Consider the following 16,085-nt stretch of genomic DNA (forward strand, 5'->3'; position numbering starts at 1 on the left):
GGTGCGGATGCCCGTGCGCCGGCCGGTCAGGATCTTGTGCGGGTAGGCCTGGTGGCCGACATCCCAGATGATGCGGTCGTCGGGCGTGTCGAACACCGCGTGCAGCGCCACGGTCAGTTCCACCACGCCCAGCGAGGCGCCCAGATGGCCGCCGGTGGTCGAGACCGCGTCAACCGTCTCGGCCCGCAATTCCTCGGCCAACTGGCGGAGCTGGTCCACCGACAGGTTGCGCAGGTCGCGCGGCGCGCTGACCCGGTCCAGCAGCGGAAAGCGGCCCTTCGTCGGTACCTGCCCCGCAGGCTCGGCACCCGTCTGGCCGGCGCCGGCGGTCCCGGCTGTGCCGGTGGAGGGGGGAGGCGGGGGTTGGTTCATGACGATGACGTCCGTTATGCTTGCCGGATCATGGGCCCGGGGCGGCCCTGTCCGGTCCATTCTGTGTTTGCGACGTGTCCGGGCGGGGCGATCGTAACGCCCCCCGGTCTGTTACAGTTCGGTTTCTACTCCCGTGGGGGAAGCAAATACAGACTCTTCCTCCCCACTGTGGTCATTTGGTCACAGTGCATGTGATGGGAATTGAGTATAAGAGTCGATCTGTCCTATACCCCCCGGAACGGGATCGTGGCGTCGCATGTCCGCAACCTCGCTATGTCTTTCATGCACGGCTATGGTCGTGCCGGGTTGTTATCTGCTGCGTGGACGTGTCCATAATACAAGTCACATGATTTGAGAGAGGCCGGCTCCATGCCGGCGCAGGAGCAGAGGGTTCATGGCCGTTCCTATTATGCAGGCTGTCCGGGTGGGCGCCTACGTCGTGAAGCAGCACGTAACGGGCCGGAAGCGTTATCCGCTCGTCCTGATGCTCGAGCCGCTGTTCAGGTGCAACCTGGCCTGCGCCGGGTGCGGCAAGATCGATTATCCCGCCGCGATCCTGAACCAGCGCATGAGCGTGCAGGAATGCCTGGACGCGGACACCGAGGCCGGTGCGCCCGTCATCGCCGTCGCGGGTGGCGAGCCGTTGCTGCACAAGGAAATGCCGGAGATCATCCGGGGCCTGATCGCGCGCAAGAAATACGTCTATCTCTGCACCAATGCGCTGCTGCTCGAAAAGAAGATGGACGATTACGAGCCGTCGCCCTTCTTCTCGTGGGATGTGCATCTGGATGGCGACCAGGCGATGCATGATGCCTCGGTCTGCCAGGACGGGGTGTACGAGCGCGCCGTGGCCGCGATCAAGAAGGCCAAGGCCCGTGGCTTCCGCCTGTCGATCAACTGCACCGTGTTCGACGGCACCGACCCCAAGCGTCTGGCCAATTTCTTCGACGAAGTGATGGCCATGGGTGTGGACGGCATCATGACCGCGCCGGGTTATGCCTACGAGCGGGCGCCGGATCAGGCGCACTTCCTGAACCGCCAGAAGACGAAACAGCTTTTCCGCGACGTTTTCCGCCTGGGCAAGGGCAAGAAGTGGCGCTTCACGCAGTCGCCGCTGTTCCTGAACTTCCTCGCCGGCAACGAGCAGTATCACTGCACGCCGTGGGGCAAGCCGCTGCGCAACGTCTTCGGCTGGCAGCGCCCGTGCTACCTGCTGGGCGAGGGCTATGCCAAGACGTTCCAGGAACTGATGGACGACACCAAGTGGGATGATTACGGCACCGGCAATTACGAGAAATGCGCCGACTGCATGGTCCATTCCGGCTATGAATCGACGGCGGTGATGGATGCGGTGCGTCGCCCCTGGCACATCGCCAAGGTCGCGCTGTTCGGACCCGAGACCGAGAAGCCGATGGCGCCGGAAATCTCGCTGGCCAACCAGCGCCCGGCCGAATACGTCTTTACCCAGCATGTGGATGCCCGCATGGCCGAAATCTCCGCCGCCAAGAAGCCGGCCAAGCCGCCGCGCGTGACGGTGGTGGATGCGCCTGCCTCCGCCCCGGTTGTCGCGGCCGATGCCGCCGACTGATCGCGGTATCCCTTTTCGGGCGATAATGAATGGCGGGGCCGGCTGGCCCCGCCATTGTCGTATTCAGGTTTTGCCGATGCCGCATTAAAGTGCGCGGCATCATGATCACGTCCATTGCCGTCATTCTTCTTCTCGTTCTCGTCAACGGCGTTTTCGCCATGGGGGAACTGGCCCTGATTTCGGCGCGCCGGGCGCGCCTGACCATCATGCAGCGTGCCGGCGTCAAGGGCAGCGAGCGGGCCTTGCGTCTGGCCGACGATCCGCAGAGCTTCCTGCCCACCGTGCAGGTCGGCATTACGCTCGTCTCGATTCTGGAGGGCACGTTCGGCGGCACGCAGATCGAGGGCGCGCTGACGCCGTGGCTGGCGCGCTTCGCGGTTCTGCGCCCCTTTGCCGGAGAGCTTTCGATCACCATCGTGGTGGTGGCGATCACCTCGCTGATGCTGGTGCTGGGCGAACTGGTGCCCAAGCAGATCGCGCTGCGCCATCCCGAGATCATTGCCGCCCGGCTGTCGCTACTGCTGGAGGGGCTGGCGCGGGTGACGCGCCCGGCCGTGTGGTTGCTGGGGTGGTCGTCGAACCTCGTGCTGCGGCTGATGGGGGTGGAGGCCGCGACGCGCGAGGCGCTGACCGAAGAAGAACTGAAAGCTTATATCGCCGAGGGCGCGCAGTCGGGCGTGCTGGAGCAGGAGGAGCGCGACATGATCGAGCGCCTGCTGCGTATGCCCGACCGCCCGGTGCGCGCGATCATGACCCCGCGCAATGAGCTGTTCTGGATCGAGCGGGGGGCCAGCCAGGAAGAACTGCGCCGCACCCTGCGCAATACCGTCTATTCGCGCATCGTGGTGTGCGAGGGCGGGGTGGACAATCCGGTGGGGGTGATCCTGGCCAAGGACATGCTGGACCGGATGCTGGACGGGCGCCCGGTCTCGATCGAATCGGTATTGCGCAAGCCGGTGGTGGTGCCGGACACGCTCTCGGCCTTCGACATGGTGGAGCGGATGCGCTCGATCCCGCTGGGGATCGCGGTGGTGCTGGACGAGTATGGGTCGTTCGAGGGCATCGTGACGGCTTCGGACCTGTTCGAGGCCATCGTGGGCGAGCATCATGAGCCCGGCAGCACGCCCAAGGAACGCTTCGCGCAGGACGATATCCTGATCCTGGACGGGTTCATGCCGGCCGACGAGGTGAAGGACCGGCTGAGCCTCGCCGACCTGCCGGACGAAGGCAGCTATCACACGCTGGCCGGGCTGATCCTGGCCCTGCTGCGCCGGGTGCCGGCGGTGGGGGACAAGATCGCGTTCTCCGGCTGGCTGTTCGAGGTGCTGGAGATGGACCAGCGCCGGGTGCTGAAGGTGCGCGCCAGCCGGCAGGTGCTGGCGGAGAATTAGGCTGTGTGCCGGGATGCGCGGACGGGTGCCTTCCCATGCCCGCCTCGGCAGGGCCGGGCGACGGTCCGGACAGTCATTCCGGTCGGCGCAGGAAGGCTGGCAGGGCGATATTCAGCAGCGCCTCCGTGAGCGAGGGCGAGATCTCTTCGCCGGACACCAGCGCGCGAAAATAAAATGGCGCGATCAGCATTTCGATCGCAAGACCAACATTCAGGTCCGGCGCCACCTCGCCACGCGACTGCCCCCGGCTTAACAGAACCGAGGCGGCCTCCAGGCGCTTGCGCCAGAATTCCCGGCGGGCATCCTCGGGAATCTGGACGCCCAGGCGCGTCACAAGCTTGCCGAAATCGGAGCGATGAAAGGCGATGCTGGCGGCGAGATAGATCTTGAGGTCCTCGTGGCACGATCCCGTGTCCGGCAAGGGAAGGGCCATGCGCGCGCGTGCGCCCACCGCCTCGAAGACCAGCGACTCGAGCGTGCCCCAGCGGCGATAGATCGACGTTTTCTGCACGCCCGCGCGGCGGGCGACTTCCTCGACCCTCGGGGTCTCCCCCGCCTCCATCATGGAAAGCGTCGCCTCGATCACGGCCGCATGAACGCGCGCGCTGCGCCCGCCCCGGCGACGCCGGATATCCGGGGGTGCCTGTTCGGTATCCCCGTTAACGCAACTTGGTTGCTTTATCCCGTTCATTGCGTCATGCTAACACTACACAGTAGCAATAGGAACGTGCATGACCGATACCGCCCTTCCCATGACGGCCCGGCCCGTCGCGTCCTTCGGGCGCACCGCGGCATTGTGCGCGATCGTCGCCGCACTCGCCCTTGCCGGGTTCCTGACGCGCCATCAGGGCACGGGCGCGGCGTCTCCCAGCCAGCATCCCCAGCAGCAGGTCGGGATTTTCGTGTCTCTGATCGGCGGCCAATATCTGATGTTCCAGTTCGTCCGTGCCACTCTGCGTGGCGTCGGGCTGTCGCTTGGCGCGCTTGTCAGCGTGCGGCCGCTCGATCGGCGCACGCTGCTGCGAGATCTGGTGCTGGGCGTGCTGCTTCTGGCCTTCTGGCAGGCGATCGCGTTCGGGCTGACGCGTCTTCTGGGGCCGGGCGATCTGGCGGCTGTCGGGCGACTGAGCCTCTCCGAAGCCTGGGAGGTGCCGGTCTGGCTGGTGGTGTCCGCCTGTGCGGGGGTGGTCGAGGAACTGGCCTTTCGGGGCCTCCTGCAACGTCAGATCGCGTATCTCTCCGGCGCGACCTGGATCGGCGTTGTGGCGCAGGCTGTCCTCTTCGGTGCTGCCCATCTCTATCAGGGGCCGGTACTGGCGGCCCAGATCGCCGTCTTTGGATTGCTGTTCGGAATCGTCGCTGCCCTGCGTGGCAGCCTCGTGCCGGGGATGGTGGCCCATGGGCTCGAGGACGCGCTGGCCGCCTTCGTCGACCTTGGCTAGGGGGCGGGCGGGACTATGAGGGGGACGCAGGCGGCGGGAGAGACCATTCGCCGCCGGTGTGCCCGTGCCTTAGTGGACTGCGTGGACGGGGTGGCTGGCGAGGTCGCGTTCGGCGGCGAAGGCGGGCCATTCGTTGCGGGCCAGGGTTTCCAGCGACGGGGTGGGCAGGCCCATCCGGTCGGCATAGAGCCATAGATAGGTCAGCGAGCGGCGGACATAGTCCCGGGTTTCGGTACTGGGCAGGCACTCGATGAACAGCAGCGGGTCGTCGTTATACTCGTCCGGGTCGTCCTGACGGGCGATGGCGGTGGGGCCGGCATTGTAGCTGGCCAGCATGCGCAGCAGGTCGCCGCCCGGCGTGCGGTGGCGTTCGTCATGCTGCTCGGACAGGTGGGCCAGATAGAGAATGTAGAGCTGGCCGATTTCCAGATTCACCGCCGGGTTGTGCAGCAGGGCGGGGGAGGCGACGAAGCGGCCGGTCTGGCCGGTCACGAAGCTGGCGGTGACCGGCATGAGCTGCATCAGCCCGTGGGCGCCGGCGCCCGAGACGGCTCCGCTGTCGAAATTCGATTCCAGCCGGGTCAGGGCATAGACCAGCGCCGGGTCGATGCGGAAGCCGTGGCCCGGTGTCAGGCGCGGCAGCGGCAGGCGGCCGGTCGGGCTGGCCTGCCCGCCGGCCTGGGTGGCCAGCAGCGAGGCGAGCTGGGTCGAGAGGGCCTTGAGGCCGGCGGCGTCGGCCACGAGCTGGACCGAGCGGCACAGGGCGGCGTCGCCCTGGATATCGGGCCAGAGTCGCCGCAGGGCGGCTTCGGCGCGGGCGGTCTCGCCGACCTGGAGCAGCGCGAAGGCGCGGCGGCCGGCCGGCGTTGCCGCCACGGCTTCCACGTCGATTTCGCCCATGACCAGCGCGCCGGCATGCAGCATCGCCCGGTCGTCGGCCAGGTGGGCGCCGCTGGGCTGGGAACTGTCGGGCTGGGAACCGTCGGTGGCTGCCGAGCCGGCGCCCCGTGTGGGGCGCAGGCCCAGGAGCTGGGCGGCGAGCAGGCCGTAGAACGTGTGCGGGGTGGCGGCGGCGCGGTGCAGCCAGGGCCGCCATGCCGCCAGGTCGCCGGTGTTGCGGTGCGCGCGGGCCGCCCAGAAGGCGGCGCCGGCGCGGACGCTGGCGGCGGTCAGCTCGGCGCGGGAAGCGCCTTCGAACAGCGGGGCGGCGATATCGGCGCGGCCGCGCCGCCACGCCGCCAGGCCGGCGACATAGCCGGCGAGGCCGATCCGGCCCGAGGATTCGAGAAAGGCATCCTGCCCCGTTTTCATGGCCAGGGCGGTATCGCCGGCGCTGAACAGGGCCATGGCGACCTCGGCACGCAGTTGCGCGCCGTAGAGGGGGCTGAGGCCGGGGGTGATGCGGATCAGGTGCAGGGCGCTGCGGGCGCCCTTGGCGCCCTGTTCCGACCGCTCGCGCACCGTGCGGTCGAGCAGCGGGTTGCGGGTGAAGGCCCGGCTGGCGGGGTCGTCTTCCTCCGGCAGGCGCACGGGGGCGGCGCCGGTGCCGGCCGCCAGCGCCGTGGACGCGGGGGCGGGCGGCAGGGCGGCGCCGCGCGGCGACAGGCCGGCCAGCAGCGCATGGATCGCCGGCGCGTCGGCCAGCGCGGAATAGGTGTGCAGCCACAGGCGCAACTGGCCGGCGGCGGCGTGATAGCCGGGGTTCAGGTAGCGGTCGGCCAGGATGTCGCCCAGCAGCGTGTCGTCGCGCAGATTGGCGGTTTCCTGGATCGCGGCGTCGAACGACCCGGCATGTTGCAGGCTGAAGATGCGGCGGACGCGCGCGGCGTCGTCGGGGGCGAGGGGACGGGCGAGCCCGACCGCGCCGCCGCCGGGGGGCGCGATCCGTGGCAGCGCCATGGCGGTTTCCTCGTTCCGCTCGTCGCTGCCCGACGGATGGCCGTCACCGGGCTGCACCGTGGCGCCGGACGCACGAAGCGGACCGAGCGCACCGGCCAGAAAAGCGGCTCCGGCCAGGAAGGCACGGACCGCACGCTGTGGGGGTGTATGGGTTATCCCTCGCATGGCCGACGGGCCTCTAAAGGCTATGGTGGCAGAAAGCAACCATATTCGAACGTGGGCCTATAGTAAGCGTTCCGCTCAGGTAGGTTAAACAGCCGTTAAAACGGCCTTTTATGGTGTGAATTCGTAGGTGAATAAAACGTGTATTGCGGTGCAGTCATCCGGCTGTCTGCCACAATCCGGACAAAGTTCCACCGGACTGGATTTACTTACTGTTTCAGTCTGTGACCTTGTCGTGGTCCAGCGTTGTGCGCAGCAACAAAAGGTCTTTCCAGGCATCGCGTCGGGCGGTGGGGCTGGCGCCGATCTGCGAGGGATGGCGCATCGGCAGCAGGGCGATCGGGGCCGCCTGGCCGGGGATCGTGATGTCGCGCCAGCGACCGCGCAGGCGGGCGATGCCGGTGGTATCGCCGGTCAGCAGCCGGGCGGGCATGTTGCCCATCGCGATGATTTTTCGGGGCGCGGCCAGCACGATCAGCCGGTGCAGGAACGGGGCGCAGATGCGCAGTTCGGTGGCGGAAGGCGGGCGCTCGCCCGGCGGCCGCCACGGAATGACCGGGGCCAGCAGCATGTCGGCGCGCGCGAGGCCGATGCTGGCCAGCATACGGTCCAGCAGGTCGCCCATCGGGCCGGCGAAGGGGGTGCCGCTGCGGTCCTCGGCGGCGTCGGGGGGCTCGCCGATCAGCAGCAGGCGGCCCGGCGCCTCGCCGAGCGTGGCGACGGTGTGGGTTGCGGTATCGCGCAGCGAGCAGGCGGTGAAACCGGCCATGGCCGCGTGCAGGGCCGCCAGCGTGTGCGCGGCGGCGGCGGCTTCGGTGGCCTGCTGCACCGCGCGGTCGATCAGGGGGACGCCGTCTTCGCCGGCAGCGGCGGGCCGGGGAGGGGCGCGGCGCGGTTCCGGCGTGGCGGGGGCGGGTGTGGCGGCCCCCGGCTGGGCGCGCGCGGCGGGGTGGCGCGGCGCGGCATCGTAGGGTCTGGACGGAGAGGGAGCGGCCGGTGGGGGCGCGGCGGGGGCGGGGCGCGCCAGCCAGTCGATGGGCGTGTCGTCCAGCGCCGTGTCGGCGCCCCATTCGGCATAAAGCCGCAGCAGGGCGAGTGCGTCCATCATGCTCTCCGGGCCTTCCGCGCGGTGGTCGATCCGCCGGAGAGAGGACCGGCGAACTGGGGTTTGGCAGTTTTACCCCACGCGCGGTAGGGTCCGCCATCATGCAGCGTTTCCGCTCCTTTTGCGCGTTTCTTCTGGCGCTGGCGGCGCCGGCCGGTCCCCTCCTTGCGCGGGAGGGGGTGGGCCAGCCCGTGTCGGCCGTGAAACCCGCGCCCGCGCCCTGGCCGGAGGGCATTGACGGGCCGTACCTGGTGGGCACCGTCGCGGCGCTGGAAGGCGACGATGACGTGGCGGCGCGCGCGTTTCGTCAGGCGGCGCAGCTTGCGCCCGGCGAACCGGCCCTGCTGCGGCGGGCCTTTCTGTATAGTGCCCTCGCGGGCGACGATTCGGCTGTCGCGCTGGCCGGGCGCCTGCCGGGCCAGGCGCTGGCCGAACTGGTGATGGGCAATGCGGCGGTGCGGACCGCGCACTGGGCCGATGCGCAGGCGCATTACGACCGGGTGCGCAAGGACCCGCTGCTGGCGACCATCCGCCCGCTGCTGACGGCCTGGACCCTGCTGGGAGCCGGCCAGGGCGAGCGCGCGCTGGCCGAACTCGACCCGCTGGTGGCCGACCGCGACCTTGGGGGGTATTACGCCGTTCATGCCGCGCTGATCGCCCAGGCCGCCGGCAGGCCCGAGCAGGCTGCCCGGTATGCGCGCGCGGCGCTGGCCACCCCGGCGGCGGGCCATGACCTGTTCACCGTGCTGGCGCTGGGGCACTGGCTGGTGGGCCAGGGGCAGCGCGCGCAGGCGGAGCGGCTGGTCGACGGGCTGCTCGCCGGGGCGCCCGGCCTGGCGCTGTCTCGGCAGGGGATCCTGACCGCGATGGACCGCGCCGCGCCGGCCGCGCCGTGCCAGGGGATCGCGCAGGCCTATGCCTTCCTCTCCGGGCTGGTGGGGCAGGAGGTGGCGCGGATGGCCGATCCGTCGGGGCGGCTGGCCCATGATGGCGGGTTGCGGGACATGCGCATGATGATGCTGCGTTTCGCGCTGGGGCTGGACCCGGCGGTGGGACAGGCGCGGCTGATGCTCTCGGCGCTGCAATACGAGGCCGGCCAGGCGGTGGCGGCGCGCGACACGCTGGCGGGCGCCGTGCCGGACGATCCGCTGGGTTCGGTCATCCAGCTTCAGCGCGCGCGGCTCGATGCCGCCACCGGGCGGTGGGACGAGGCGAACGCGGCGCTGCTTCGCCTGACGGCCGCCCAGCCCGGCCAGCCGCGGATCTGGCAGACGCTGGGCGACCTGCAATCGGACCGGCAGGACTGGCAGGGGGCCGAAGCGTCCTACAGCCGCGCGATCGCGGCGACGGGGCACCTGACAGGCGCGGACTGGCCGCTGCTGTTCGGCCGCGCCGCCGCCTATGACCGGCTGGACCGCTGGCCGCAGGCGCAGGCCGACCTGGAGCACGCGCTGACCCTGGCGCCCGATGAGGTGCTGCTGCTGAATTATCTGGGCTATTCGCTGGTGCAGCAGGGGCGGGACCTGCCCCGCGCCGAGTCTCTGCTGCGTCGGGCCGTGGCGCTGGAGCCGCAGAACGCCGCGATCCGCGACAGTCTGGGCTGGGCGCTGGTCCGGCGGGGGCATGTGGCCGAGGGCGTGGTGATGCTGGAACGCGCGGCGGAACAGACGCCCGAGGATCAGGCGGTCAATTACCATCTGGGCGTGGCCTATCAGGAGTCCGGCCGGCTGCGCGAGGCGATCAACCAGTGGCATTTCGCCCAGGGGCTGCCGGCCAGCGATCCGGCCGATGCCGGGCGGATCAGCGCCGCCCTTGCGGACGCTGCGCGTTCGGTCCATCAGGTCGAGCCGCCCGTTCAGGCACCGTCGGGCCAGAAGAAGGACTGAAATGCCCGTGACAGGGACCCTGTACGAATCCGCGCACGCGAAGATCAACCTCTACCTGCACGTAACGGGCCGTCGGCCGGACGGCTATCACCTGCTGGACAGTCTGGCCGTGTTTACCGGCGCGGGCGACAGGCTGGCCCTGCATCCCGGCCACGGCGGGGCCGGGGCGGTCTCGCTGGATATTGCCGGCCCGTTCGGGGCCGGACTGGTGGCCGATGCGGACAGCAACCTGATCCTGCGCGCGGCGCGGCTGCTGCGGGCGGAAATCGGCGGCACCGACGGGCTGGAGCCGGTGCGTGTGGTCCTGGACAAGATGCTGCCGGTCGCCTCGGGCATCGGTGGCGGATCGGCCGATGCGGCGGCGGCGCTGCGCCTGCTGCTGCGTGCCTGGCCCGGCAATGTGCCGCGCGAGCGGCTGATGGCGCTGGCGACCGAGCTGGGGGCGGACGTGCCTGTCTGCATCGACCAGCGCGCCGCCCGGATGGGGGGAATCGGCGAGCGGCTGGACCCCGCGCCCGCCCTGCCGGCCTGCGGGATCATGCTGGTGAATTGCGGCGAGGCGGTTTCCACGCCCGCCGTGTTCCGCGCGCGGGCGCCGGTCTTCACGCCGGCGGCAAGCCTGCCTTCCGCCTGGCCCGACGTGGCGGCGATGGTGCGGGATCTTTCAGGTTTGACCAACGATCTTCAGGACGCGGCCTGTGCCATCTGCCCGACGATCCGCACGGTGCTGGATGTGCTGGAGGCCGTGCCCGGCTGTCGGCTGGCGCGCATGAGCGGCTCGGGCGCGACCTGTTTTGCGTTGTTCGACTCGCCGCAGGCGGCCCAGGACGCGCAGGCGGCGGTGGAACGGCCCGGCTGGTGGGTGTGGGCGGGGCCGCTTCACGCCTGACTGTGTCCGGACAGGCGGGCGGGCCGGGTGGAATCGGTCGGTCTGCTTCGTCCGTGTGCCGGGATCGCCGCGCGATGTGGTATCCTGCCCGGTGACGAGGTGGGGAGGTCGAAATGAGCGCGCGCATGCAGGTCAGCTTGTCCGATGATCGCGGGACGGCCACGCTGGCGTTTCTCGATGGCAGCGGGGTGGAGGGCACGATTGCCTTTACGCTGGAGCAGTTGAGCGAACTGATCGCCTCTCTGGGCACGGTTCGCAGCGCGATGGTCGAGACCTTGCCGCCGCCGCCGATCGAGGGGGTGCCGGTGGTGCCGGTGTTGCGCACCAACTGGGCGGTGCAGCCCGAGGCGCTGAGCGAGGGATCGCTGATTGCTTTCCAGCATCCGGCCTATGGCCCGGTCGGGCTGGCGCTGGCGCCCGAGGATTCGCGGCGGGTGGCTCAGGCCCTGACGCGGCATCAGGCGATGATGCACCCCAGCACGGGTGGGACGGGGCGGCCGAGCTAGCGCGTATCCTGTTTGAATGCGTGCGTTCAAACGGGGGACGTGGCGCGTGCAAGCAGTAAACCAGGGTATTTCCATCGTGCCGGTTTTCGGTGAGCGTGCTCCTGGGTCGATGGTCTGGATCGTTCCCTTTCCCCGCGCGGGGCAGGCGGGATGCCGGCTGAAACAGCCGCGTCAACGGCAACTGCCCAGCACGCATCCTCTGGCAGCCTGACCGAAAATGCGCGGCTGGCGGCGTGTCCTCCGCGCGTTTTCTGGGCTTCGGTGCGCATGGCCAGCAAGGCCACGCCGTTCCGAGCCACTCCGTACCGATGCTCGGAAACACATGTCGGGCGCGGCCCGGAACGGGCTGCTCTCGCTTGCCAGCGCGCATTTTCGGTCAGGCTCTCGGGGATAAGAGCATTTCGACTATACCTTGCAATCGTTAGGAAAAGGTTAATTCTCTCCGGCACGTGATGTGCGAAAGGCTTATATATTTTCATCGCTTTTCCAGAATATATTGAGATGAAATAAATATAATGGTATCTGTATTTCAATTCATAAATAATACGTAATGAATGGGGGTGGGTCGGTACAGCCTGGATTTTATTATCACGCCTTACGAAAATAATAACGCATTAGGGATTTCCTTTCCATGCTGAGATTTGGACTTGTTGGCAAGAATATTGCCATGGTTTGCTTTTCCCTTATTATTTGTTCCGTTGCTATCGTCATGACCGTTACGCATCTTGTGCGTGATGAGATGCAGCAATCCGTGCAGGATTCACTCCATGCCAGTATGCGTGCGGCGGCCAGCCTCTTTGAACGCGATATGCCTGGGGTCCATGTTGCATGGGACGCCAGCGGAGCGGTTCAACGGATCACGGCTGAAAATCTGCCCTCGCACTATGACGATCATCGTATGACGGATGCCATGGTCCGTATTCTGGGGGGGCGGGCCGTCCTGTTCGTCGTCGACGACAATGGCCGTAGCTTCATCAGGCGCATGATCAGCGACGCAGACGACAAAAATGGAGAAAGTCAGCGCGTCCTCGGCACGCCCCTCGACCCCGACAGCGCGGTTTACAAAACTTTGGTGCAGGGGCAACCCGCGGAGGGTGAAATCCTCTTGGCGGGAGAGAGGTTGAGGGTTGTTTATTATCCGATCTTCTCGCCAACGGGGAAAATTCTCGGAAGCCTCGATGTCGCGCTCAGGCAAGAGAAGATCGCCGCCACGATCAACAGCTTTCTTCGGACGCTGATCGTGATGGCGGGTTTCGTCATTCTGATCTGCGTGATTGCGACCGGCGTCATCGTCAAACGGATGCTGCGACCGCTTCCTGTGATTGCCCAGTCCATGCGCGGTCTGGCCGGCGGCGATACGGCAACGCAGGTTCCGTATACGGGCAGACACGATGAAATCGGCGCCATGGCGGATGCCGTGGAGGTGTTCCGCCTGGCCGCGATCGACAAGACCCGATTGGAGAAGGAAGCCGACGCATTGCGCCGGCAACAGGAGGCCGAGCGGCAGGCCGCGCAGGAGCGCGCGGAGGAAGCCGCCCGCCAGTTGCAGACGGCAATCGACAGCCTTGCCGACGGGCTGCAAAAAGTGTCTCGCGGCGACCTTTCGGTGCAGATCGCGACCCGTTTCGCCGCGAGTCTGGAGCCGTTGCGCGAAAACTTCAACGAGTCCATCGCTCAACTGTCGGAGGCTTTCGGGTCTGTGTCAGGCTCGGCCTACAGCATCGGCAACAGCACGCATGAACTGTCCACGGCCGCCGATGACCTGTCGCGGCGCACCGAACAGCAGGCCGCCACTCTGGAGGAAACGTCGGCGGCACTGACGCAGATCACCCAGCGCGTCCAGAAGACGACGGAAGAGACCACGCACGCGCATACGGTTGTCAACACGTCGCGGAACGATGCCAAACAGGCTGGTATTGTCGTTGGTCAGGCGATTGACGCCATGTCTCGGATCGACGCGTCATCGCGCGAAATCTCGGGTATCGTCGAGATGATCAACGCGGTTGCCTTCCAGACCAATATTCTGGCGCTCAATGCCAGCGTGGAGGCGGCGCGGGCTGGGGATGCGGGGCGTGGCTTTGCGGTTGTTGCGACGGAAGTCCGTAATCTGGCACATCGCGCGGCCGAAGCGGTCAAGGAGATTTCGGCGCTGATCGCCAGTTCCGCGCTACAGGTCAAAGACGGGGTGGGCGCGGTGCGGGAAACCGGTGAAGCGTTGCACCGGATTGTCAGCCAGGTGGAGGAAATCAGCGGCCTGGTCTCCAACATCGCGACGGCGGCCCGGGATCAGGCAACAAGTATCAGCGAGTTGAATCTCGCGATGACCAGCATGGAGCAGACCACCCAGCAGAACGCCGCCGTGGCGGAACAGAGCGCCGCCGCCAGCCATAATCTGGCAATGATGAGCGGCGAACTTCAGAAGCTCGTCGGCCGTTTCGAATTGGGCCGTGCGCGTGAACGGCCCGGTCAGCCCGCGTCTCGCCCGAAGAGGGCACCTGCGCTTCAGGCTTTCTGACGCGCGCGCACGATCGGGACTGTGTTTTCCGGTATTGGGTTTTCCGGTATTGGGTCTTCCGGGTCTTCATTGAATGGCGGGCATGATCGTCCGCCATTCTTTGTGAAAACCTGCCGCATCCTGAGATGGGGTACTGTTCTTCCTGAATACACGGCCATATTGAGCTGGAATTTTCTACTTGAGCGGTATTGAGGCTAAGGTAGATGCACCGCACTCAGGTTTTTCTCTCCAGACATCCGCTGCCGACGCATTTCTGATCCGGTTGCGAACCATGCCGATTTGTGGCATCGACTTGAGAAGTAGTCGCAACTTTGAGCATCATCCGACCGGATGGACTCATCTGGTCGGATGAGGATGCTCGAAAAATCAATAATCTAGCGCCATATCCGTGAACCGGTGTGAACGGATATGGCTCTGGCATCGGACGGACGAGGATCTGAGCCTCTGGAGGGGGCCTTGCGTTGAACCGTGCGCGCACATCGCTGGAACTTTATCAGACCCATCGGGCCAGTCTTCTGTCCTATGCGACCCGGCTGTCGGGCGACCAGGCGGTCGCCGAGGATATCGTGCAGGACGTGTGGCTCCTGTTCAGCCGACAGCGGATCGAGACGATCGCCGCTCCGCTGAATTATCTCCGCACCATGGTGCGCAATCTGGTGATCACCCGTGGGCGCAGGCAGGTGCTGGAAGCCACCGCCGGCACGGATTTCGAGGCCGCGACGGCCGGACTGGCCGACGGGCAGGTTTCGCCGGAAGAAACCGCCGCGTCCCGAGAGACGATGCAACGCATTCTCGACACGATCGCCGCGTTGCCCGACGAACGCCAGAGGCAGGCAATCCACATGTATCATTTCAAGGGGATGAAGCTGCGGGAAATCGGCATCCGTCTGGGGCTTTCCCTGACACGTGTCCATGGCCTTATCGAGGAAGGCATGGTGATCTGCGACCGTGTCCGCAAGGAAGGACAATAACGTCGCGTGTGGTTTGGAATCCGACGGAAAAACATCTCTCGCCGCGCATCTGTTGGAGGAGACGGCTTTTCGATTCCTGCTTCGGGTGTGAGATCAGGATGGCTGTCGTCGTGCGTTCCGGGAGGCTTTGCTCGTCATGACTGAACGGAAGACGCCGGCGCAGGCTGCGGCAGGCTGGTATCTTTTTCTTCGAGAAGATCCGAATGACGAGGATTTGAAACGTCGGTTCACCGAATGGCTGGCGAGTGACCCGGCGCATGTCCGGGCGTGGGAAGACATGAATGTGACGGCCTCCGTCATGGCGGCGGTTCCACGCAGTCTTCACACGCCGGCTTCCACCTCCGTCACGCCTGTCCGGCGCAGGGACGCGCGACGCGTTGCCCGTCGGCTCCTGCCGGGTTGCGCGCTGGCTCTCGCGGCGGCGTGTGCTGCGTTCGCTTTCGTGCCCCCCGATATGCTCGTGCGACTGAGTGCCGACCATTATGCGCCGGTGGCCCAGACGCGCGATATCCGCCTGGCGGATGGCAGTGAGATCGTACTCGCCCCGCGTGCGGCCGTATCCCTTACGATCAACGGTTCGGAGCGGCGGGTCCGTCTGCTTCAGGGCGAGGCTCTGTTCGATGTTCGTCATGACCCCACGCGGCCGTTTCGCGTGACGGCCGGTACGGTCACAGCCACCGATGTCGGAACGGTATTCGATGTTCGGATGGACGGTGACGCGACGACGGTCGCCGTGCGGGAAGGCGAGGTGCATGTGGCCTCCACTCGGTCCGGCATCGTCGAACGGAATCTGCACGCGGGCGAATGGGAGCAGGTAGCGGGTGGGACTGCCACTGCGGGCACCGCACCTGCCGCGACCATCGGTGCCTGGCGCGACGGGACGCTGATCGCCCGTGATCAGACTGTTGCGGCTCTGATCGATGCCTTGCGTCCGTGGATGGCGACAAGGATCGTTCTTGCTGACAGGGAACTGGCGAAAAAGCGGGTTACCGGGACATACGATCTGCGGCAGCCGGAAGCGTCATTGCGCCTGATCGTCGAAGCTTATGGTGGTCATGTGTCTTCACTGTCGTCCTGGATCGATATCGTCAGGGCACGCTGAAGAACGCCCGCTCGCCTATGTGCTCGGTGTGATCAGACCACGGAGCGGTAAGGATGATCGTCTCCGGGAATTTATTGTCCTGACGCGGAGAGCGTTCGGTCTGATGTCATCCATGTCAAAAAAGAAAGAAAAAAATATAATAGTTCCATGGGGATGTCGCGATATTCCATCCCATGCGCAAAAAAAATCCGCCGTTGGAGGGAAAAATCGCACCGCCCCCGCATCTGTCTAGTCGAGAACCAAGAATGCGAATGAAT

13 protein-coding genes are annotated in these 16,085 nt (G+C 66.6%); 9 read left to right on the forward strand and 4 right to left on the reverse strand.

The window, feature by feature from the left end:
- A partial coding sequence (locus HLH25_RS14025) for a 1-deoxy-D-xylulose-5-phosphate synthase N-terminal domain-containing protein (RefSeq protein ID WP_281376858.1) occupies positions 1–372 on the reverse strand: 372 nt, incomplete at its 3' end.
- 394 nt (positions 373–766) lie between these two features.
- Between HLH25_RS14025 and hpnH the strand changes: the two genes are divergently transcribed.
- Together hpnH and HLH25_RS14035 are read left to right on the forward strand one after the other, a co-directional pair.
- The gene (hpnH, locus tag HLH25_RS14030; protein WP_182974663.1) at positions 767–1,960 is read left to right on the forward strand and encodes an adenosyl-hopene transferase HpnH; all 1,194 of its coding nucleotides are present in this window, start codon (positions 767–769) and stop codon (positions 1,958–1,960) included.
- Positions 1,961–2,061: 101 nt separating this feature from the next.
- Positions 2,062–3,351 carry a hemolysin family protein gene (locus HLH25_RS14035; RefSeq protein ID WP_182974664.1) on the forward strand — a complete coding sequence of 430 codons (1,290 nt, stop codon included), beginning with the start codon at positions 2,062–2,064 and terminating at the stop codon, positions 3,349–3,351.
- 73 nt (positions 3,352–3,424) lie between these two features.
- Here HLH25_RS14035 and HLH25_RS14040 read toward each other — a convergent pair whose 3' ends face one another.
- A complete protein-coding gene (locus tag HLH25_RS14040; RefSeq protein WP_182974665.1) occupies positions 3,425–4,042 on the reverse strand; it encodes a TetR/AcrR family transcriptional regulator in 618 nt (205 codons plus the stop codon).
- 40 nt (positions 4,043–4,082) lie between these two features.
- On the opposite strand from HLH25_RS14040, the gene HLH25_RS20345 reads away from it, so the two are divergent.
- Complete coding sequence (locus tag HLH25_RS20345; RefSeq protein WP_246402384.1) at positions 4,083–4,793, forward strand: CPBP family intramembrane glutamic endopeptidase; 711 nt, start codon at positions 4,083–4,085, stop codon at positions 4,791–4,793.
- A 69-nt stretch (positions 4,794–4,862) separates the two neighbouring features.
- Here the strand turns inward: HLH25_RS20345 and HLH25_RS14050 are convergent, their stop codons facing one another.
- Both HLH25_RS14050 and HLH25_RS14055 read right to left on the reverse strand, forming a co-directional pair.
- Positions 4,863–6,857, reverse strand: a complete 1,995-nt coding sequence (locus HLH25_RS14050; RefSeq protein WP_182974666.1) for a lytic transglycosylase domain-containing protein — start codon at positions 6,855–6,857, stop codon at positions 4,863–4,865.
- 214 nt (positions 6,858–7,071) lie between these two features.
- A complete protein-coding gene (locus tag HLH25_RS14055) occupies positions 7,072–7,962 on the reverse strand; it encodes a uracil-DNA glycosylase (RefSeq protein ID WP_182974667.1) in 891 nt (296 codons plus the stop codon).
- A gap of 98 nt (positions 7,963–8,060) precedes the next feature.
- Here HLH25_RS14055 and HLH25_RS14060 point away from each other — a divergent pair, with 98 nt between their 5' ends.
- The 6 genes from HLH25_RS14060 to HLH25_RS14085 all read left to right on the forward strand — a co-directional run bounded on the left by HLH25_RS14060 (position 8,061) and on the right by HLH25_RS14085 (position 15,828).
- Positions 8,061–9,845, forward strand: a complete 1,785-nt coding sequence (locus HLH25_RS14060) for a tetratricopeptide repeat protein (protein ID WP_182974668.1) — start codon at positions 8,061–8,063, stop codon at positions 9,843–9,845.
- A gap of 1 nt (position 9,846) precedes the next feature.
- Complete coding sequence (locus HLH25_RS14065) at positions 9,847–10,734, forward strand: 4-(cytidine 5'-diphospho)-2-C-methyl-D-erythritol kinase (RefSeq protein WP_182974669.1); 888 nt, start codon at positions 9,847–9,849, stop codon at positions 10,732–10,734.
- A gap of 113 nt (positions 10,735–10,847) precedes the next feature.
- Positions 10,848–11,240 carry a hypothetical protein gene (locus tag HLH25_RS14070; RefSeq protein ID WP_182974670.1) on the forward strand — a complete coding sequence of 131 codons (393 nt, stop codon included), beginning with the start codon at positions 10,848–10,850 and terminating at the stop codon, positions 11,238–11,240.
- Positions 11,241–11,871: 631 nt separating this feature from the next.
- Positions 11,872–13,755, forward strand: a complete 1,884-nt coding sequence (locus tag HLH25_RS14075; protein ID WP_182974671.1) for a methyl-accepting chemotaxis protein — start codon at positions 11,872–11,874, stop codon at positions 13,753–13,755.
- Positions 13,756–14,216: 461 nt separating this feature from the next.
- On the forward strand, positions 14,217–14,726 hold the full coding sequence (locus HLH25_RS14080; protein ID WP_246402396.1) for an RNA polymerase sigma factor: 510 nt from the start codon (positions 14,217–14,219) through the stop codon (positions 14,724–14,726).
- Between the two features lie 136 nt (positions 14,727–14,862).
- Complete coding sequence (locus HLH25_RS14085) at positions 14,863–15,828, forward strand: FecR family protein (protein ID WP_182974672.1); 966 nt, start codon at positions 14,863–14,865, stop codon at positions 15,826–15,828.
- The last annotated feature ends 257 nt before the right edge of the window (positions 15,829–16,085 follow it).

This window comes from Gluconacetobacter dulcium, assembly GCF_014174165.1.
GTDB lineage: Bacteria > Pseudomonadota > Alphaproteobacteria > Acetobacterales > Acetobacteraceae > Gluconacetobacter > Gluconacetobacter dulcium.